Raw genomic sequence first — 18,120 nt, 5'->3', positions numbered from 1 at the left:
TTCAATGGAAATTTGGTTACTGGAAGACGATTTTCGCATTGCGGCGATTCATGCCGACTATATTAAAGCGGTTCAGCCGGATGCACAAGTGCAGCAATTTCTAACGGGGGCCTTATTAAAGGAAGCACTCCTGCATAAAACACCACCGCACGTTCTGTTGATGGATTTATATATTCCGGATGTTACAGGCTATGAACTCGTTGCGTATGTAAGGACACATTTTCCGAATATCCGGATCATCATGGTGACGGCAGCAACCGAGCGTGCGCATGTGGAAGCATTGTATACATATGGTGTATTTGATTATATTGTGAAACCGTTTGATGAAGCGCGACTGCAAAAATCATTCCAGCAGTTTCATCTGATGCAAGCTGCTTTTCACAAGAAAACACATTTCTCGCAGCAGGACCTGGATACGCTGTTTTACCGGAAAAATCATTCGACGACGGCGGAAAAGGCACTGCCTAAAGGGATCGATACCTTTACGCTCGAACAGGTCATTCACTTATTTAAGGAGCAAAAGTATACAAAGCTTACGGCGACACAGTTAAGCGAAGTGATCGGGACAAGCCGCTCAACAGCAAGACGGTATTTGGAGTATTTAGTGGAAATGAATATTCTGGAGACGAAACTGCTTTACGGTACTGTCGGTCGTCCGGAACGAAATTATGTCCTCCGTGAAACTTATGAACAAAATTAGCTTTATTGTTTTTATCGAATAAATGAGCACATTCTTCCTCCTAACACAGAATTGTCATAAGATTATAAGAATTCTAAGCAATGGGGGATTGTTGAATGTTAAGTATTATTGGTATTATTACGATTTTAGTGATCGTCGCGCTGTTAATTAGCGGACGTGTATCACCAATTGTTGCAATGGTTCTACCGCCGATAGTGGCGATGTTTGTTGCAGGCTATTCGTTTGATGACTTGGGAGTATTTTTCGGGGATGGAATTAACTCCGTAATCAGTGTCGCCATCATGTTTATTTTTGCAATTATCTTCTTCGGGATTATGCAGGATGTCGGCTTATTCGAACCAATCATCAATAAAATGGTAGCGCTCTCAAAAGGGAATGTCGTGCTTGTGGCAATCGTTACGGTAATTGTCGCGGTTATTGCACAGCTTGATGGTTCGGGTGCTTCCACATTCTTAATTTCGATTACGGCACTATTGCCGCTATATGTTCGACTTGGGATGAACCCGTATTTACTTTTACTGTTAGTCGGCGGTTCTGCGGCGATCATCAATATGATTCCATGGGGCGGGCCATTAGGGCGTGTCGCTTCCGTTCTTGAAACAGATGTAACAGAGCTATGGCATCCGTTAATTAAAATTCAGGTCATCGGTATTGTGCTGATGCTGTTACTTGCGGTCTTTATGGGCTTCCGTGAAAAACGTCTGATTGCGAAACGGGCGCAAACAGGACAAACGTTAAACTTTGATTTAAGCAATAGTATTTTAAATGTTGAAACAGACGAGTCTTTGAAACGCCCGAACCGCCTTTGGGCAAATGCGATTTTAACAATTGCTGTACTTGGTGTTTTAATGTCCGGACTTTTACCGGCTGGCTTGGCGTTCCTGATCGGTGTCGCAATTGCTTTACCGTTAAACTACCGCACACCGAAAGAGCAGATGGGACGTATTCAGGCACATGCATCGAACGCATTGACGATGGCTTCGATCATTATTGCGGCCGGACTGTTTTTAGGGATTTTAAACGGGACAGGCATGTTAACAGCCATTGCCAATAACGCCGTAAATATTTTACCTAGCTTTTTAGCACAGTACTTACATATTATTATCGGTGTACTCGGTGTACCGTTTGACTTGCTGTTAAGTACGGATGCGTATTACTTCGCGTTGTTCCCGGTTGTTGACCAGATCGGCTTAACATACGGCATCGATTCATTATCGACAGCGTATGCGATGATCATCGGTAACATCGTCGGCACATTCGTATCACCGCTTGCACCTGCAGTATGGCTGGCACTTGGTCTATCAGGACTGGAAATGGGCAAACACTTGAAGTTCTCATTCTTCTGGATGTGGGGATTGAGTATTACACTGCTGATTATTGCGATTTTATTAGGTGTTGTACAAATTTAATTAAAACGAACATGAAAATGAAGCTTCTTTTATTAGGAGCTTCATTTTTTATGGTTTCATTGTTTATGCTAATATGTAACGAACATTTAGCAACGATTTCAAAACAAAGAAAGTGGCAATTTGTCAGTAATTGAAATACTGGACACATCCCTTTCGCTTTGTATATAACAGTATAGTACGGAAATAGAAAAAGAGTAGTCTAAAAATATTTATCTTGAAATGGTATACTAATAGTAGATTAGTGAACTATATACGTTTCACAGAAGTTTACATAGGGAGTGACCAAGATGGAAACCGTATATTTTGCAGGCGGCTGTTTATGGGGTGTACAGGCATTTATCAGAACATTGCCTGGTGTAACATTTACCGAAGCGGGAAGAGCGAACGGAACGACAAACACTTTGGACGGCGATTATGATGGCTATGCCGAATGTGTCAAAACCAAATTTGATCCGAATGTTGTATCGATGCAGGAACTAATGGGATACTTCTTTGAAATTATCGATCCGTACAGTGTGAACAAACAAGGTGAAGATGTCGGCGAGAAATACCGGACAGGTGTATACAGTGACAACGAAGCACACTTGATTGAAGCAAAAGCATTCATTACAGCAAGACCGGATGCTGACCGGATCGTAGTAGAAGTTCTGCCTCTGAAAAACTATGTAAGAAGTGCGGAAGAGCATCAGGACCGATTAACAAGATGTCCGGATGATTATTGCCATATTCCTGAAGCGTTATTAATGAAATACAAATGAAAAAGTGAACCTTCCATCTCAAACTTGACTGGAAGGTTTATTTTTTTAGTATGAAGGAAAGTCATTCAGTCTCTTTCCGCTCTTCTTATTATCGATCACCCCGAGTGGACATCGGCTATTTGGGAATAAAATAACAAGAAATACTCCTCTTTAAGTATTAGAGGAAAGGGGAGTATTTTTATGCTTACTGTTATATAATTTATGGAAGGGAGTGTTATAAATGGGCGAAATAGACATAAGTAAAGAGGCGATCGAAAAGGATTTGGCGTTGATTAAAACGTGTTTAAGACTCATTAACCAAGCGGTGATTTTAAGGGAACGCAGTGGCGAAACCTTTACCCCTTCTGAAAATGAAGAATTACATAGATTAATTTCTAAAATTGATAAGGACTTAAATGAACTTAAAGTGAACATAAATTATGATACAAGGTAAAGGGAGAGACTTGGAGCGTTCTGAAATCCAGTCTTTTGCCTTAACGATCCCAACCAACTATAATGAAACGATAGATGGTTTTTAAAGGAGATTTTTTAATGAATACACGAATGAATACAAGATATAAAATTACACGTCATGACCAGGAAGGGAATCCAACGCTCAGCTTGCAGGAATGCCAAAACTTCTTTGCGTCAAAGCCGGATTTTGAATATAGAGATTACTACAGTGTCACACAGGACGGCGTTAATATGAAAATTAACGGCTACTTCTTTATATGGCAATTAGAAGAGCTGGAAATACCGTTCCGTTTTTACGAGAACGAGCTGTATGTTGCGGTGTCACACCCTGCAGTAATGGAGAAAACAAAGGAAGTAGCGCGCGGCTTGGAAGCGAATTATATTGAGGGATAAAATTATTAGGGGATGGGGAAGTTATTTTTCACATCTCCTATTTTTTATGCATGGTTACACTGTATGACGGAAAGAAGGATTTACTATCATTTAAGAGAATTAGTTTCTTATAGGGATTTTAATACCGATTAGGAGGATGAGTAGGAATGGTTCAAAATCAGTTTAGTAGCGTAGACATGTTCATCACGGATTATTTGAAAGAGCAAGTTGAGAAAACACCTGAAGAAATTGCGGTGTCATTTAATAACGATGAAATTTCGTATGAGGCTTTTTATAGAAATGTTGAGCGTGTTGCAGCATTCGTACAAAGTAAAGGCATGAAAAAAGGGGATATTGTCGCCTCTATGCTGCTAAACTCCGATTTGTTTATGGCGGTGTATTATGGAGTTCAGCTTGCGGGATGTACATTACTTCCGATTAATACGAAGCTGGCACCAGATGAACTAACGTATATTTTCAATCATTCAGAAGCAAAAGGTTTAATTTATGATGAGCGTCTTGAAGGATCGCTGCAGCAGGTGGATTATGGATTTGAATGGACCAAAACACGGGATGAGCTTCGAGCGGAACTGAATATTGACAGAAAGCCTCAGCCGGTTGAAAACAAAGCGAACGATACGACATTGGTGCTTTATACGTCTGGTACAACAGGACGTCCAAAAGGTGTCATGCTAACGCACCGTAATGTCATCAGTGCTGTACAACAATGGTCTGAATGTATCGGCTATGAAAAGACAGACCGCGTCTACATTTCGATTCCATTATTCCATTGTGCTGGCTTGCATGTAATCGCCGTATCAACGATTTATTGTGGTGCGACATTAGTAATCGATGAAATGTTTATACCGGATCTTACTATTCCTACTATTCTCGAGAAAAAAATTACGGTATTTTCAGGGGTTCCAACGATGTATGCGCTGTTATTAAGTAAATTTGATTTTGCGAATCAGGCATTCCCGAATGTACGGAAAATGGTATACGGTTCGGCACCGATGCCATATGAAATTATTAAAAATCTTAAAGAGGCGTTTCCGAAAGTCGAGTTCCATAATTTATATGGTCAAACCGAAAGCAGCCCTGGTGCAACGGAATTATCTGATGAAGCGGTACTCACTAAAGTAGGCTCAGTCGGTAAAGCGTTGCCGAAGACAGAGTTGAAAATTGTAGATGCGGACGGTTTAGAACTGCCTGTTGGGGAAATCGGCGAGATTTGCATTAAAGGTGAGCAAATTATGAAGGGCTATTTAAAAAATGAAGATGAAACGATGCAAGTAATTAAAAACGGCTGGCTATATTCCGGTGATTTAGGCCGTCTGGATGAGGATGGTTATTTATATATTGTGGACCGTAAGAAAGATTTAATTATCCGCGGCGGTGAAAACATTTATCCGATCGAGGTCGAAAATGTTTTGTATCAGCTCCCGCAAGTAATCGATGCGGCGGTCATTGGCATACCGGACCCGATTTATGGTGAAATTCCTAAAGCCATTGTTGTTCTAGTTGAGGAAGACGCGGTTACAGAACAGGAAATCATTGATTATGCACGAAGTAAATTAGCAAAATATAAGGTGCCGCATGTTGTGGAAATTGTAAAAGAGATGCCGCGCAACCCATCAGGGAAAATTTTAAAACATGTTTTAAGAGCGAAAGAAAAGGAAGATATTAAGAGTTAATAATTCGGGAAGCATCCAAAAAGGTGCTTCCTTATAGTTTTATTCAAGGAAAGAAGGTTTTACAAATGAATTTATTAATTTTAGGCGGAACTGGCAGGGTTGGAAGTCACTTAGTTAAGACTGCACTTCAGGACGATCATCATGTAACGGTTCTCGTTCGTACACCGGAGAAAATCCAAAACCAGCATAACAATTTAACGGTTGTTCAAGGCAATGTGCTTAGGAAGGAAGATATTGAGCAGGCGATGCATGGAGCGGATATGTTGATAAGTGCACTAAACACCGATGGGGGAACGACTTTAACTGACAGCATTCCGCTAATTATCGATGCGATGAAAAAGGAAGGCATTAAACGAATCATCACTATCGGTACTGCCGGCATCCTGCAAAGCCGCGTCAGCCCGGAACTGCTGCGCTACCAGTCAAGTGAATCGAAGCGGAAACTAACCCGTGCTGCTGAAGAACACCACAAAGTATACGAGTTGCTCCAGCAGTCGGGACTTGATTGGACAATTGTCTGCCCTACCTATTTGCCTGACGGGGAACGGCTCGGGAACTACCGGACAGAGCGAGATTTTCTACCGGTAGAAGGCAGCCAGATTTCAGTCCCGGATACAGCGGACTTTGCCTATAGTTTATTGCAAAGCGGCGACTTTATAAAAACGCGCGTGGGGATCGCTTACTAACCTAATTTAGCAGAAATCATTTTGAAAATGCCGATGCCTGTAAGCTTCAATGTCATTTTTTCATTAAGTGAAAGGCTGGTAAAGCGTATAACATACGAAACATTTTAAGAGAAGGAAGAGGTTAAAAACATGACATTGCAGCAATTAAAATATGTAATCGAAGTAGCAAGGAGTCAATCGATTAATAAAGCGGCACAAAGACTATTTATTAGTCAGCCAAGCCTGTCCAATGCACTAAAAGAGCTGGAGGAAGAACTCGGAATCACGATTTTTCTGCGTTCGAACAAGGGGATTATCATTACTTCTGAAGGCTCGGAATTTTTAGGGTATGCCCGGCAAGTTGTTGAGCAGGCGGAACTTTTAGAAAGTCGCTATACGAATACAACGTCTCCGCAAAAGTTTTTTGGTGTATCTACCCAGCACTATGCATTTGCGGTAAGTGCGTTTGTCCGCTTATTAAAAGACTATGATATCGAAAAATACGAGTTCAGTTTACGAGAAACCAAAACCTATGAAATTATTGAAGATGTCAAAAACTTACGGAGCGAAATCGGCATTTTATATGTCAATGAATTCAATAAAAAAGTAATCAGCAAGTTTTTAGGAGAAGGCAATTTACAGTTTCATGAGCTATTTACAGCAAAGCCGCACATATTTATCAGCTCGGCAAATCCGCTATCCAAAAAAGAGTATGTCACTTTATCGGACCTGGATCCTTACCCATACCTTTCCTATGAACAGGGCGATTATAATTCGTTCTATTTCTCGGAGGAGATTTTAAGCACGCTTTCCAGACCGAAAAATATTAAGGTTACCGATCGTGCCACATTATTTAACTTACTGATCGGGTTAAATGGCTATACGATTTCCACAGGGGTAATCAGTCATAAATTAAACAGTAAAGACATTATAGCGGTTCCTTTAAAGGTGGACGAACAAATTCATGTAGGGTATATAACTCATCAAAATGTTACAAATAGTACAATGGCGAATACGTATATACAGTATTTAAAAGAATCTGTTGAACAAGAAATCGTCCAGTTATAGTTTAAGGCTATAACGAGGGATAGGATTTAGGTGTTACGTAATAACGATTTCCCCATGCTACACTAGCCTTACGTTAAGAAAACCAAAAGGAAAGCGGGAGATTGTATATGACGAAAACATTAGTAAAAGCACCATTTAGAGCGGATCATGTTGGTAGTTTATTAAGACCGGAGCGAATCCACAAAGCAAGAAAGGATTTCCAGGGAGGCAATATTTCGGAACAGGAACTGCATGCCATCGAAACAGAGGAAATTAAGAAAATTGTTGATAAGCAGATTGAAGTAGGCCTTCAAGCTGTAACGGACGGAGAATTTCGCCGCAGATTTTGGCATACAGATTTCCTTGAACATTTAAATGGAGTAGAGGGGTATGTTCCGGATTCAGGGTTCGCATTCAAAGGCGAAGAAACCGAAAGATATGATGTGCGGGTAATCGGTAAAATTTCGTTTAACCCGGATCACCCCCATATTAAAGATTTTATCGAATTTAAGGAAATAGTAGGAGACCGAGCTGTTGCCAAACAGACCATTCCAAGCCCAAACCAGCTATTTAATGCGGGTATTCGCAATCTGGATATTTATCCGGATCTTGAAGAATACTCAAAGGATATTATCAGCACATACCGTGATGCCATTAAAGCCTTTTATGATGCAGGCTGCCGTTATTTGCAGCTCGATGATGTGTACATTGCCGGACTGAATGCTCCGGAAATTCCATTCAATGATAGCGGGTATTCTCGTGAAGAGTTAATCGATTTAGCTCTTCGTGTTACAAATGGAGTGTTGGAGGATAAGCCGGAAGATTTAATCATCACGACTCATCTTTGCCGCGGCAACTATCGCTCAAAATGGGCGTTCGAGGGAAGCTATGCTAAAATTGCGCCTACATTATTTGCGAAAGAAAAAGTAAATGGATTTTTCCTGGAATATGATGATGATCGTTCCGGTGATTTCGGACCGTTGGAATACATTCCAAATGGCGGACCACAAGTAGTGCTGGGCGTATTCACTTCCAAACATGGTGAATTAGAAGTGAAGGAAAATATTAAAGCTCGTATTGAAGAGGCAACAAAATTTGTGCCGTTGGAGCAATTATGTATTAGTCCACAATGTGGATTCGCCTCAACGCATCACGGAAATATTCTGACTGAAGATGAACAATGGGCAAAACTGAAGTATATTGTCGATATTTCAAAAGAGATTTGGGGATAATTTGAATACAGTTGTCGCCGTGAGAAGGGGCCGGCTGTTTCTGCAAAAAAAGGCCGGGACATAACCCAAAAATGATATTTTTCTCTCAGAGAAAAATATCATTTTTTTGCTGAACTTTAAAATTGATTTCCATTCCGGGACGCTTTCCGCGGGCGTGGCCTGAGCCTGTAGTCTCAAGCGTCACGCTATTCCCGCAGGAGTCGCCCTGCATTCCAATCAATTTTGCAAAATACCCGTTTCTTAATAAAGGCTTTCCTATTATTTCACAATAATTCTACTTATGTCCCTGCCTCTATGCCAATTATTTTCTTGTTTCAGTAGTTTTCCACATATCCTTCAGCCAAGCGTCAAATTGTGCGCCTTTTTCGCCTTCGTATGTGTTGTAAATATCGATACGCATTTTTTCAAGCTTTACTTTGAAGTCTTCATACGTGTGGTCCGCAGGCAAGCTCTTCTTAATACGTTTGAAAATTTTGCGCAGGTCTTTGAACAATTCGCCTTTAGGTGCTTCAGAAGGTTCCACTTGCTGCCCCATTTTCTTTAACTGTTTCGCCGCAGCATCGCGAACTTTCGTTACTAAATCCGCTTTCACCACATATTGCAAAATTTTGATCGATTCATCCGCTTTAATTTTCGCTAATTCCTGGACTGCATCTAACCGTGCTTCCCAATCTGCTGAACGGTTTACGGCTTTCTTTAATTCACTGAAATTTTCAGGTAATGGTTGTGCTGATTGTTGATTTTGTTGACTCATTATTTTGTCTCCTTTGTCATTGCCTTACTAGCAATGATCCGCTCGATCTATTATAGCATGAAAGTGAGGCAATTACTCGTTCTAGTAGATGTGCGGTCTCGATTGCAGTGAGGCAGACTTTCTAATATTGCTCTCCATTGTTCTAATATCCCGAAAAAAGTTCAAATAAAAGTGTGATGTTCTAATATAAATTCTATTTTTTCTAATAAGTGCTTCAACTATTCAAATAAAGTAGGCGAATGTTCTAATATCCTATACAACTCTTCTAATATGTACCCGAACTTTTCTAATAAAATCCCAGCACGCCACCGGACAACGTGAAAATCAATGCTTTCTCCCCAAAATTCCCCCGACTAAAGGAGAACTTCTAATAAAGATCGCCAAAGTTCTAATATCCCAAACAACTCTTCTAATATGTCCCAAAACTTTTCTAATAAAATTCCACTTGGCCGCCCAACAGGCAAAAAAGAGCCCGTTTAACCGAGATCTTCTAATAAACCCCGCCAATGTTCTAATACCCGCCAAAACTTTTCTAATAAAATCCCACCTCGGCACAACCTCAAACACGAAATCTCTACCCATTTCAGTTACACTCTTACTAAGCAATTTACAAAGGAGGAATTCAACTAATGTTCCAAAACAAAACCGTTATCGTAACAGGGGCAGCGCAAGGAATCGGGCGCTCCGTAGCAACCCATTTTGCAAAAGCCGGGGCGAATGTTGTCATCGCAGATCTCGAACATGACTTAGGTGTACAACTGGCAGGCGAACTTCAAAAAGAAGGGTACTCCGCAATCTTTGCAGAGACCGATGTGCGCAGTGAAGAGAGCGTTACTCAATTGATGGAGATGGCAGCAGCCCGTTTTGGCGAAATTCATATTTTGATCAATAATGCGGGAAAAGGGAAATGGATTTCCCCGCTGGAATTATCGCTCGAAGACTGGGATGACATCATCAATACGAATTTGCGCAGTGTCTTTTTATGTTCACGTGAAGCGGCAAAGCGGATGAACAGCGGCGGAGCGATTATCAATCTTGCTTCAACGCGAGCCGTCATGTCCGAACCGAATTCAGAAGGCTATGCGGCATCAAAAGGCGGAATCTTAGCCCTCACGCATGCATTAGCAAGTTCGTTCAGTGAGCTCAGCATAACAGTGAACAGCATTTCACCGGGATGGATTGAAACAGGGGATTACGATGCCCTCAGACCTTCCGACCACGCCCAGCATTTTTCCAACCGTGTCGGCAAACCAGATGATATTGCCCGCGCCTGTCTGTATTTAGCGAACCCGGAAAATAATTTTATTACCGGTACAGATCTGACAATCGATGGCGGAATGACGAAGAAAATGATTTATGAAGAATAGTAGATTGAATGAAATGGCGCTTTCCTGCAACGAGGAACAGCGCCATTTTCATTAGAAAGCTAACATGAATGTGGCAATTTTCTATTTGAGGAAATCGGCACTTTTTTTCTGTATTTCGCACGATTCTTAGCTTTATTTAACTAATAGTTCTAAACTTATAAAATGTTCAGAAAATAAAGATTGTTTTTATTATTACCCTGTTATAATATAAAGCTTATTAAATAACTAGGAATTAACAGCGGAGGCATTTAGCATGAAAAAATTACTATCAATCGTTACATTATCAGCACTTGTTTTAGCAGCATGTGGTGGCGACAAATCAGAGGAAAACGCAAGCGAAGCAAAAAATAAATTAGAGGAAATCCAGGCAGACGGAAAAATTCAAATCGGTCTTGAAGGAACATTTCCTCCATTCAGCTTCCATGATGAATCAGGAGCATTAACAGGCTTTGAATATGAAATTGCTGATCAAATCGCAAAAGACCTTGGTGTTGAAGCAGAATATGTTGAAACAAAGTGGGATTCTTTAATTGCAGGTTTAGATACAGATAAATACGATTTCGTTATTAATAACGTATCGATTACAGATGAGCGTAAAGAAAAGTACGACTTCTCAACGCCATATATGAAATCAGAAGCGGTAGTTGCAGTTCATACGGATAACACAGAAATTAAAGAGCCGGCTGACATGGACGGCAAAAAATCTTCACAAACAATTACAAGTAACTTTGCCCGCGATGCAGAAGCGCTTGGTGCAGAAGTTGTTGCTACAAATGATTTAATGAGTTCAATCGAGCTTGTTGTGCAAGGCCGCGCAGATGGAACAATCCATGACCGTGTAACATTCTTGACATACTTGCAGGAACAGCCGGATACGAAATTGAAAGTGCTGGACGGTGCGATTAATTCAACTGATATCGCATTAATTTTAAATAAAGAAAACGATGAGTTCCGTGAGAAGTTAAATGAAATTATTAAAGAACGTACAGAAGACGGTACATTCGAAGCAATTTCGGAAAAATATTTTGGTGAAAATGTTATTTCAAACAACTAATGGAAAGGTCGTTTCGACGGCCTTTTTTACGTGGATTCAACTATAGAAAGGAGTGTTAGTGGATGAGTAGAGAAATGGATATTTTACTTAACTCAATCTGGCCGATTTTAAAAGCAGGACTTCTTGTTACCATTCCGCTATCGCTCATTGCCTTTGCCATAGCATTAGTCATCGCAGTCGTGACGGCACTGGCTAGAATCTCAAACTACAAAGTATTACGCTGGATTTTCGGTACGTACGTCTGGGTATTTCGTGGAACACCATTATTGGTAACATTGTTTATCGTATTCTTCGGTTTGCCGAAATTGGGGATTACGCTTGATGCATGGACAGCGGCGATTATTACATTTTCACTGAATACGGGTGCCTATGCATCTGAATCGATTCGAGCTTCGATTTTGGCCATTCCAAAAGGGCAATGGGAGGCAGCAGAATCACTCGGTATGACGTACTGGCAAATGATGCGACGAGTGATCGCACCGCAGACCGTTCGAATTTCATTGCCTTCAGTGGCCAATGATTTTATCGATTTAGTGAAAGGCACATCTTTAGTTGCGAGTATCACACTAGCAGATTTATTCATGGTCGGGCAGCAAATTACAGCAAGAACATATGAGCCGCTTATGATTTATTCACTTTGTGCGGTCATCTATTTAATTTTCATTAGTATTCTGATGGTCATTCAAAGCCGCCTGGAAAAATACGCATCGAAGTATGTATAAGAGTGGCAAGTGAAGCGCTAAAAGGGAGGGCTTATTATCGTACAATTTCAGCAAATGTCGAAGTTCTTTGGCGAGAACGAGGCATTGAAAAATATCAATTTAACATTTCATGAAGGCGAAACAACGGTTATTTTAGGTCCATCCGGTTCAGGGAAATCAACGCTTTTACGCTGTATCAATTTATTGGAGCGACCTGAAAAAGGAGTCCTGACAGTCGGTAATCAAAAAGTTGAACTGAACAAACCCATCTCTCAAAAGAACCTGCTTTCGATTCGCCAAAATACGGCGATGGTATTCCAAAGCTTTAATCTGTTCCCGCATATGAAAGTGCTTGAAAATGTGATGGAAGGACCGGTTACCGTTTTAAGGAAAGATAAAGCGGCTGCAAGACAAAAGGCACAGCAATTATTGGAGAAGGTTGGCCTGAGTCATAAAACAGACCAGTATCCTTCTCAATTATCCGGCGGGCAGCAGCAGCGTGTCGCCATCGCACGAGCATTGGCAATGGAGCCGCAGTTTTTACTGTTCGATGAGCCGACGAGTGCACTGGATCCCGAGCTTGAGGGGGAAGTGCTGAAGGTGCTGAAAGATTTGGCGGAAGAAGGCAAGTCGATGATTATCGTGACGCACAACCTGAATTTTGCACGCGAAGTGGCAGACCGGATTTTATTTCTGGAAAACGGTGAAATCGGCTATGACGGCGTAACCGAAAACTTCTTTACATCGAATAATAATGAACGGATTCAACAATTTATTAAATCTATGCAATTTATCTAACTAGGGGGATTCAACATGACAACAGAGAAAACAAATGTAGAAAGCTTTGATTTAGATCATACAAAAGTAGTAGCACCATACGTACGACTTGCCGGTACAAAAACAGGAGCGAAGGGCGATGTCGTAACAAAATACGATATACGTTTCAAACAGCCGAACAAAGCACATATGGAAATGCCGTCACTTCACTCTTTAGAGCATTTAATGGCAGACCGTATCCGCAACCATAGTGAAGATGTCGTTGATTTATCGCCAATGGGCTGCCAAACAGGCTTCTACTTGGCATTACTGAACTACAATGACTATGACGGCGTATTAACGATTATTGAAAATACACTGCAAGATGTGCTGAAGGCAGAGTCTGTTCCAGCATGTAATGAAGTACAATGTGGCTGGGCAGCAAGCCATAGCTTAGAAGGCGCAAAAGCATTAGCTGAAGAATTTTTAGCAGGCCGCGCTGAATGGCATATCGTTTTCGGAGAATAATTGTTGAAGCAAGTCTCCTGTGAGGGCAATCTCGCAGGAGGCTTTTTTATTGGAGCAATTGTTTTAATAGTTCCGGTAAATAGGTTATTAATAAACTAAAAGGAGAATTTGAATGAACAATATTTCAACAACGACATTAACGATGAAAAGAGAATTTGATGTAAAGCCCGAAAAAGTGTTTGACGCATGGCTGAATCCTGTGATGATGAAAAAGTGGTTCTTTACTTTAGAAGGGACGAACAAGGTTGCTCAAAATGACCCGAAAGTAGGGGGCGGCTGGGAAATTGTCGATCACCGTGGTGGAAAAGACTACCGCGCAATCGGCGAGTATCTTGAAATTAATTCGCCTGAAAAAATCGTGTTCACTTTTAAGATGCCGCAATTCAGCGAACTGGCAGATACGATTACTGTGGAGCTGAAAGAATTGGGACAAGGCAGTGAAATGACGTTCACCCAACTGATCCATGTAGAAAATGAAGAGCAATGGACAGATGCTGACATCGCAAAAGCTGTAGATGAAATGCGAGATGGCACGGAACAAGGCTGGAACTTAATGTTCATGGGTCTGAAGGAATTAGTCGAGACCGGAAAAGTGAGCTATCAAGGTTAGGGAACGTAAAATGAAACACAGGGTGCGGATTATGGCCATCCGGTGATTGAATTTTCGGGGAAGATTTTCTAATAAAAGGTTGAATCGTTCTAATATATCTTTATATGGTTTCAGAAGAAGTTGCCGCATCTTCGGAACAGCAGCTCATCGCGATTGAAGAAATTTCATCATCGGCACAAGCTTTAACGGAACTGGCACAGGAATTACAGCTCGTTATCGCGAAATTTAAATATTAAACGAAAGGCATCTTCGAGTAAGGAGATGCCTTTTTATAGGTAGAAAAGTTCGCGAAAAAGGTTAAAATAGGCTAAATTGAAGTGGTGGAAATTTGAATTCAGAAGGGGAAGAGTACAATGAAAAGCGCAAAACCATTTTTAATGTTCCAAGGCGGTGTTGCAGAAGAAGCAATGAACTTCTATACATCAATTATTGAGGACACGGAAATTACGAGCATTGTCCGCTATGGGGCAAATGAAGGCGGAGACGAAGGGAAAGTCATGCAGGCAACTTTTTCTATTAAAGGCCAGGAATTCATGTGCATTGACAGTAATTTAAAACATGAATTTGACTTCACACCGTCATTCTCCATTTTTATTACATGTGATACAGAAGAGGAAACCGACCATCTATATGAAAAACTGCTTGAAGGCGGCCATCCGCTAATGCCAATCGGTGATTACGGTTTCAGTAAGAAGTTTGGCTGGATAAATGACCGTTACGGCGTGTCATGGCAGATTAATTTAGCTTAATAAAATGTGCCGGGTGTCATGCATCGATACCCGGCGCTTCATTTTCTAATAAAGGTCTGAGTTGTTCCAATATATTTTAAGATCTTCTAATAAAAGTGAGATTTTCTAATATAAGTGGCGGTTGTTCTAATAAGTATGTGATTTGTTCTAATATCATCCATAGATCTTCAAATTTCCTACTTAGAAGTTCTAATAACCGCTCAAATCTTCTAATAAAATCGGTATGCCGGTGAAAAGTATTCTCCGTTATTAAATTGTTCTAATAAAATCCGCGAAAGTTCTAATACCCCATCCCGAAGTTCTAATAACCCCCCGAAACCTTCTAATAAAAACCCTTGCCCAGCTAATCACCCAACATTCTGATAAAGCATCCCGCCAAAAGCCCTGTTTCTCACCATCACCTTCAGCAAGCCATAACCTAAAAGCGCACCCGCAAATGAACTCATCATAAATGCCGGGACAAAACCGAACAGCGCCGCTTCCTGACCTAAAAATAAAATTGCAATCGGATAAGTAGCCATCGCACCGAGCAACCCTGTTCCAATCACTTCACCTACCGCTGCAAACGCCAGCTTCTTCGTTTTCGTAAATAAAAATGCAGCGAGAAGTGCGCCGATCATGCTTCCCGGATAGGCAAAGATACTGCCTGTCCCCATCAAGTTTCTTAACGTCGAAGTAAGAAATGCCTGTAACACCGCATACCATGGACCGAGCAGTACCGCCGAGACGACATTGGCAAAGTGCTGAATCGGAAAAATTTTTGCAAAACCTAATGGGATATACACCAAACTGCTGAGAATCGTTGTAATTGCTGCGATAATCGCGGAGTATGTAAGTTTTCTCGTTTTATTCATTTCTACCATCCTTTATAATAATTTTTGCAACAAAAAAACCACTTTCAATTAAGAAAGTGGTATCGTAGCCTATACAAAAATAAAAATAGGGGATCGACACTACTTTCCTACGCTAGTATTACCTAGATCAGGTGCAAAGGGTACTTCTCAGCCATAAAGGCGCCCCTAGTAGTTTAACGAGCAGATTATCTGCTTCCAGTATTAGGTTAAATTCACAATAATCATAACATGAACATCCCATTTATCAAGCACTTTTTGAAATTTGATCCCTTTGACCGATATCAATCACTGCTCATACCCGCCGCCATAATTACCGGGCTGAGTATGCTGCCAAGGGTTTGGCGGACCGATGAACGTATTTGGTCTGACAGGGGCCACTGCCTGCTGCCATAAATTTTCGTTCATCCCATAAGTATGGGCCATAATATTTGCCGGTGTCAGCTTGAGCAGGTCGGAACCTAAAATCACTTCCGGTGTCGGAGCATTAAAAATGGCAAGGAGATGCGTGTTGTTTTGCGTAGCGACTTCATAATGCCACCACCCTTGAGGAACGTTCGCCACTTGACCGGGGCTAATCGGGAAATGCATCAGCTGTTTCGTAAACGGATTCAAAATCGAAACAACCGCACTCCCCGTAATACAGTAAACAAGTTCTGCAGCATTTTGGTGGTAGTGCGGCTCAATGACATTATTGGCACTCAAATAAATATCAAGCAGCGATATATTATCCAGCGTATTTAACTGGCCAACGCCAAGCAGGTTGATAAAATTATGCTGGTCTTTAACGAACAACGGATTTTTATTAACATCGAATGTAAACTGCGGTTGCGCTGCAGTATAATCTTGATTCGAATTCAATCGTTCACCTCTTTTTTTATTGTTGCTAAAGTATGCGAAAATTTACTGTTTCGTACCTATCTAATAATAAGAGTATAGTTCTTAGTTTTCCCTTTGTACTGCCAATCCGCATCATCTTCAACCCGTTCACCTTGCAGAATAAAAATTATCCCGGCTATCATACTCCCAGCAATTAAATACCACTTAATTAATGTAAAAAGCAGCAGCCAGTTGTAAAACGGTGCAATCACAAGTGGAAGAATAATGAGGACAATCAACCATTTATTAACCGGATAATTTCCCATAAGCCACCTGTTTAAAGCGTCTCGTTTATCATCTGTACTTGAAATTTCATGGTACGTAGAGAAACGGCTCATGATAAATGTGCCCGCTACAAGCACTAACCCAATTCCGAAACCAACATATGAAGCTTTCGGAGAAATTGTTACGTTACCATAATTAAAGATGATCCAGTTCCCGCTTATGGCAGTGATCAATATCCCGACAAACATCATATATAATGAGAAGTTCCTCATCCGTCCACCTCCATTTGTTATATTCTACGACGACAGACTGGAAATAGTTTCAAATAGAGTTCTAATAACGACCTGCATTGTTCTAATAAAGTAAGACTTTCTAATATACCAGTGAGTTGTTCTAATAAACAGCCGACATCTTCAAATAAAGCACCCAAATGTTCTAATACCCGGCCAACATTTTCTAATAACCGTCACAACTATTCTAATAAACTCACAAAACAAAAAAGCGATCGCACTAATAGAACCGTTTCTCCTACTGTGCAGTCGCTTTTTTCAAAATAAGCTGCAGTATTTCATTGGCGCAAATCGCATCCGCATCGGCAGTATGGTGGTTAAGGAGCGGGATGTTATATGTCTCGGCAATGACATTTAAATTATTTCTCGGACTGTCCAAATATTTGCGCGCAAGCAGTACCGTACAGGCTGCCGGATTCGTTGGACGAATGCCATTTCGGAAAAACTCGAGTGCGAGGAAGCTGTACCAGTCAAACCCGATATGGTGACTGACAATCGGCAAATCACCTAAAAAATCTTTAAAGGCGTGAATGACAGGGGAGATCGTTTGCTCATCTTTTACGCGTTCATTAGTAATCCCGTGAATATGCGAATTTTTGATCGGTTTTTCCGGATTCACAAACCGGTGGAAAAGATCCACCATTTCTCCGTTGCGTATTTTCAGTGCAGCAATCTCCACAATTTTATCACCTCTGGCAGCAGAACCACCCGTCGTTTCAATATCGACGACGACATATTCGGGTGCATGTTTCAACAGTTCCACCATCTCCGGAACCTTTAAGCGCGGGCTGTACGTTGTAATGAACTTTCTTAAATACTGTGCGGCAAGCTTCGTATTGTAATAATGGCCATAGCGTGTTCGGGCAATATAACCGTGCTGTTCCAGTTCATCAATTGCCTCTGCCGGATAGCTTGCGGCCAATGCTTCACGTTTGGCAAAGCCCACAATCGAGCAAGTAATCATGATGCGGATGTGCAATCGTTCGATGTGCATAAACTTCACCTCTTAATTAGAACGTTTGTTCT

Annotated in this window: 22 protein-coding genes and 1 riboswitch; of the genes, 17 read left to right on the top strand and 5 right to left on the bottom strand. The window is 41.1% G+C overall.

All coding sequences use genetic code 11. From position 1 onward, the window contains the following. The first annotated feature begins 4 nt into the window (after positions 1-4). The 9 genes from B5473_RS07550 (at position 5) to B5473_RS07510 (ending at position 8,330) form a co-directional block, all read left to right on the top strand. Entirely contained in the window at positions 5-700 is a 696-nt protein-coding gene (locus B5473_RS07550; RefSeq protein ID WP_079524319.1) for a response regulator, read from the top strand. A gap of 95 nt (positions 701-795) precedes the next feature. Beyond that, the gene (locus B5473_RS07545) at positions 796-2,109 is read left to right on the top strand and encodes a CitMHS family transporter (RefSeq protein ID WP_079524318.1); all 1,314 of its coding nucleotides are present in this window, start codon (positions 796-798) and stop codon (positions 2,107-2,109) included. A gap of 287 nt (positions 2,110-2,396) precedes the next feature. Further along, positions 2,397-2,867 (top strand): peptide-methionine (S)-S-oxide reductase, encoded by a 471-nt coding sequence (locus B5473_RS07540; RefSeq protein ID WP_079524317.1) that lies wholly within the window; start codon positions 2,397-2,399, stop codon positions 2,865-2,867. 220 nt (positions 2,868-3,087) lie between these two features. After that, a complete protein-coding gene (locus B5473_RS07535; RefSeq protein ID WP_079524316.1) occupies positions 3,088-3,300 on the top strand; it encodes a phosphoglycerate mutase in 213 nt (70 codons plus the stop codon). Positions 3,301-3,398: 98 nt separating this feature from the next. Beyond that, on the top strand, positions 3,399-3,713 hold the full coding sequence (locus B5473_RS07530; protein ID WP_079524315.1) for an excinuclease: 315 nt from the start codon (positions 3,399-3,401) through the stop codon (positions 3,711-3,713). Positions 3,714-3,859: 146 nt separating this feature from the next. Next, positions 3,860-5,386 (top strand): class I adenylate-forming enzyme family protein, encoded by a 1,527-nt coding sequence (locus B5473_RS07525; RefSeq protein ID WP_079524314.1) that lies wholly within the window; start codon positions 3,860-3,862, stop codon positions 5,384-5,386. Positions 5,387-5,451: 65 nt separating this feature from the next. Next, complete coding sequence (locus tag B5473_RS07520) at positions 5,452-6,072, top strand: NAD(P)-dependent oxidoreductase (protein ID WP_079524313.1); 621 nt, start codon at positions 5,452-5,454, stop codon at positions 6,070-6,072. A 129-nt stretch (positions 6,073-6,201) separates the two neighbouring features. Next, positions 6,202-7,119 carry a LysR family transcriptional regulator gene (locus B5473_RS07515; RefSeq protein WP_079524312.1) on the top strand — a complete coding sequence of 306 codons (918 nt, stop codon included), beginning with the start codon at positions 6,202-6,204 and terminating at the stop codon, positions 7,117-7,119. A 107-nt stretch (positions 7,120-7,226) separates the two neighbouring features. After that, entirely contained in the window at positions 7,227-8,330 is a 1,104-nt protein-coding gene (locus B5473_RS07510) for a 5-methyltetrahydropteroyltriglutamate--homocysteine S-methyltransferase (protein ID WP_079524311.1), read from the top strand. Positions 8,331-8,631: 301 nt separating this feature from the next. On the opposite strand, the gene B5473_RS07505 is transcribed toward B5473_RS07510, so the two are convergent. After that, complete coding sequence (locus B5473_RS07505) at positions 8,632-9,084, bottom strand: HEAT repeat domain-containing protein (protein WP_079524310.1); 453 nt, start codon at positions 9,082-9,084, stop codon at positions 8,632-8,634. Between the two features lie 629 nt (positions 9,085-9,713). Here B5473_RS07505 and B5473_RS07495 point away from each other — a divergent pair. The 8 genes from B5473_RS07495 to B5473_RS07465 all read left to right on the top strand — a co-directional run bounded on the left by B5473_RS07495 (position 9,714) and on the right by B5473_RS07465 (position 14,849). Beyond that, entirely contained in the window at positions 9,714-10,451 is a 738-nt protein-coding gene (locus B5473_RS07495; protein WP_079524308.1) for an SDR family NAD(P)-dependent oxidoreductase, read from the top strand. A 253-nt stretch (positions 10,452-10,704) separates the two neighbouring features. Beyond that, positions 10,705-11,505, top strand: a complete 801-nt coding sequence (locus B5473_RS07490; protein ID WP_079524307.1) for a transporter substrate-binding domain-containing protein — start codon at positions 10,705-10,707, stop codon at positions 11,503-11,505. A gap of 62 nt (positions 11,506-11,567) precedes the next feature. Next, positions 11,568-12,227 (top strand): amino acid ABC transporter permease, encoded by a 660-nt coding sequence (locus B5473_RS07485; protein WP_079524306.1) that lies wholly within the window; start codon positions 11,568-11,570, stop codon positions 12,225-12,227. 54 nt (positions 12,228-12,281) lie between these two features. Continuing rightward, the gene (locus B5473_RS07480) at positions 12,282-13,004 is read left to right on the top strand and encodes an amino acid ABC transporter ATP-binding protein (RefSeq protein ID WP_139377709.1); all 723 of its coding nucleotides are present in this window, start codon (positions 12,282-12,284) and stop codon (positions 13,002-13,004) included. Between the two features lie 15 nt (positions 13,005-13,019). Further along, positions 13,020-13,490: an S-ribosylhomocysteine lyase gene (locus tag B5473_RS07475; protein ID WP_079524304.1), complete on the top strand. Its 471-nt coding sequence runs from the start codon at positions 13,020-13,022 to the stop codon at positions 13,488-13,490. Positions 13,491-13,602: 112 nt separating this feature from the next. Beyond that, positions 13,603-14,100 (top strand): SRPBCC family protein, encoded by a 498-nt coding sequence (locus B5473_RS07470; RefSeq protein WP_079524303.1) that lies wholly within the window; start codon positions 13,603-13,605, stop codon positions 14,098-14,100. A gap of 104 nt (positions 14,101-14,204) precedes the next feature. Then, positions 14,205-14,336 carry a hypothetical protein gene (locus tag B5473_RS21055; protein ID WP_303047312.1) on the top strand — a complete coding sequence of 44 codons (132 nt, stop codon included), beginning with the start codon at positions 14,205-14,207 and terminating at the stop codon, positions 14,334-14,336. A 117-nt stretch (positions 14,337-14,453) separates the two neighbouring features. Further along, positions 14,454-14,849 (top strand): VOC family protein, encoded by a 396-nt coding sequence (locus B5473_RS07465; protein ID WP_079524302.1) that lies wholly within the window; start codon positions 14,454-14,456, stop codon positions 14,847-14,849. A gap of 347 nt (positions 14,850-15,196) precedes the next feature. Here the strand turns inward: B5473_RS07465 and thiW are convergent, their stop codons facing one another. The 4 genes from thiW to B5473_RS07445 form a co-directional block, all read right to left on the bottom strand. After that, positions 15,197-15,703, bottom strand: coding sequence for an energy coupling factor transporter S component ThiW (gene thiW, locus B5473_RS07460; RefSeq protein WP_079524301.1), 507 nt, complete (start codon positions 15,701-15,703; stop codon positions 15,197-15,199). An 87-nt stretch (positions 15,704-15,790) separates the two neighbouring features. Further along, a riboswitch (TPP riboswitch) is annotated at positions 15,791-15,880 on the bottom strand. 108 nt (positions 15,881-15,988) lie between these two features. Next, the gene (locus tag B5473_RS07455) at positions 15,989-16,561 is read right to left on the bottom strand and encodes a cupin domain-containing protein (protein WP_079524300.1); all 573 of its coding nucleotides are present in this window, start codon (positions 16,559-16,561) and stop codon (positions 15,989-15,991) included. A gap of 56 nt (positions 16,562-16,617) precedes the next feature. Next, a complete protein-coding gene (locus tag B5473_RS07450) occupies positions 16,618-17,076 on the bottom strand; it encodes a hypothetical protein (RefSeq protein ID WP_079524299.1) in 459 nt (152 codons plus the stop codon). A gap of 256 nt (positions 17,077-17,332) precedes the next feature. After that, positions 17,333-18,088, bottom strand: a complete 756-nt coding sequence (locus B5473_RS07445; RefSeq protein WP_079524298.1) for a 3'-5' exonuclease — start codon at positions 18,086-18,088, stop codon at positions 17,333-17,335. Positions 18,089-18,120: the final 32 nt, after the last annotated feature.

The organism is Solibacillus isronensis, from assembly GCF_900168685.1.
GTDB lineage: Bacteria > Bacillota > Bacilli > Bacillales_A > Planococcaceae > Solibacillus > Solibacillus isronensis_A.
The sequence above is the reverse complement of the archived record's forward strand: the minus strand, read 5'-3'. Positions and strand labels throughout refer to the sequence as shown.

Bases quoted from the DNA above. Each gene is read 5' to 3' on its own strand.
- thiW (WP_079524301.1), bottom strand. From the start codon at position 15,703: ATGAATAAAACGAGAAAACTTACATACTCCGCGATTATCGCAGCAATT.
- B5473_RS07450 (WP_079524299.1), bottom strand. From the start codon at position 17,076: ATGAGGAACTTCTCATTATATATGATGTTTGTCGGGATATTGATCACT.
- B5473_RS07510 (WP_079524311.1), top strand. From the start codon at position 7,227: ATGACGAAAACATTAGTAAAAGCACCATTTAGAGCGGATCATGTTGGT.
- B5473_RS07550 (WP_079524319.1), top strand. From the start codon at position 5: ATGGAAATTTGGTTACTGGAAGACGATTTTCGCATTGCGGCGATTCAT.
- B5473_RS07525 (WP_079524314.1), top strand. From the start codon at position 3,860: ATGGTTCAAAATCAGTTTAGTAGCGTAGACATGTTCATCACGGATTAT.
- B5473_RS07515 (WP_079524312.1), top strand. From the start codon at position 6,202: ATGACATTGCAGCAATTAAAATATGTAATCGAAGTAGCAAGGAGTCAA.
- B5473_RS07545 (WP_079524318.1), top strand. From the start codon at position 796: ATGTTAAGTATTATTGGTATTATTACGATTTTAGTGATCGTCGCGCTG.
- B5473_RS07535 (WP_079524316.1), top strand. From the start codon at position 3,088: ATGGGCGAAATAGACATAAGTAAAGAGGCGATCGAAAAGGATTTGGCG.
- B5473_RS21055 (WP_303047312.1), top strand. From the start codon at position 14,205: ATGGTTTCAGAAGAAGTTGCCGCATCTTCGGAACAGCAGCTCATCGCG.
- B5473_RS07505 (WP_079524310.1), bottom strand. From the start codon at position 9,084: ATGAGTCAACAAAATCAACAATCAGCACAACCATTACCTGAAAATTTC.
- B5473_RS07445 (WP_079524298.1), bottom strand. From the start codon at position 18,088: ATGCACATCGAACGATTGCACATCCGCATCATGATTACTTGCTCGATT.
- B5473_RS07470 (WP_079524303.1), top strand. From the start codon at position 13,603: ATGAACAATATTTCAACAACGACATTAACGATGAAAAGAGAATTTGAT.
- B5473_RS07495 (WP_079524308.1), top strand. From the start codon at position 9,714: ATGTTCCAAAACAAAACCGTTATCGTAACAGGGGCAGCGCAAGGAATC.
- B5473_RS07485 (WP_079524306.1), top strand. From the start codon at position 11,568: ATGAGTAGAGAAATGGATATTTTACTTAACTCAATCTGGCCGATTTTA.
- B5473_RS07480 (WP_139377709.1), top strand. From the start codon at position 12,282: ATGTCGAAGTTCTTTGGCGAGAACGAGGCATTGAAAAATATCAATTTA.
- B5473_RS07520 (WP_079524313.1), top strand. From the start codon at position 5,452: ATGAATTTATTAATTTTAGGCGGAACTGGCAGGGTTGGAAGTCACTTA.
- B5473_RS07490 (WP_079524307.1), top strand. From the start codon at position 10,705: ATGAAAAAATTACTATCAATCGTTACATTATCAGCACTTGTTTTAGCA.
- B5473_RS07465 (WP_079524302.1), top strand. From the start codon at position 14,454: ATGAAAAGCGCAAAACCATTTTTAATGTTCCAAGGCGGTGTTGCAGAA.
- B5473_RS07540 (WP_079524317.1), top strand. From the start codon at position 2,397: ATGGAAACCGTATATTTTGCAGGCGGCTGTTTATGGGGTGTACAGGCA.
- B5473_RS07475 (WP_079524304.1), top strand. From the start codon at position 13,020: ATGACAACAGAGAAAACAAATGTAGAAAGCTTTGATTTAGATCATACA.
- B5473_RS07530 (WP_079524315.1), top strand. From the start codon at position 3,399: ATGAATACACGAATGAATACAAGATATAAAATTACACGTCATGACCAG.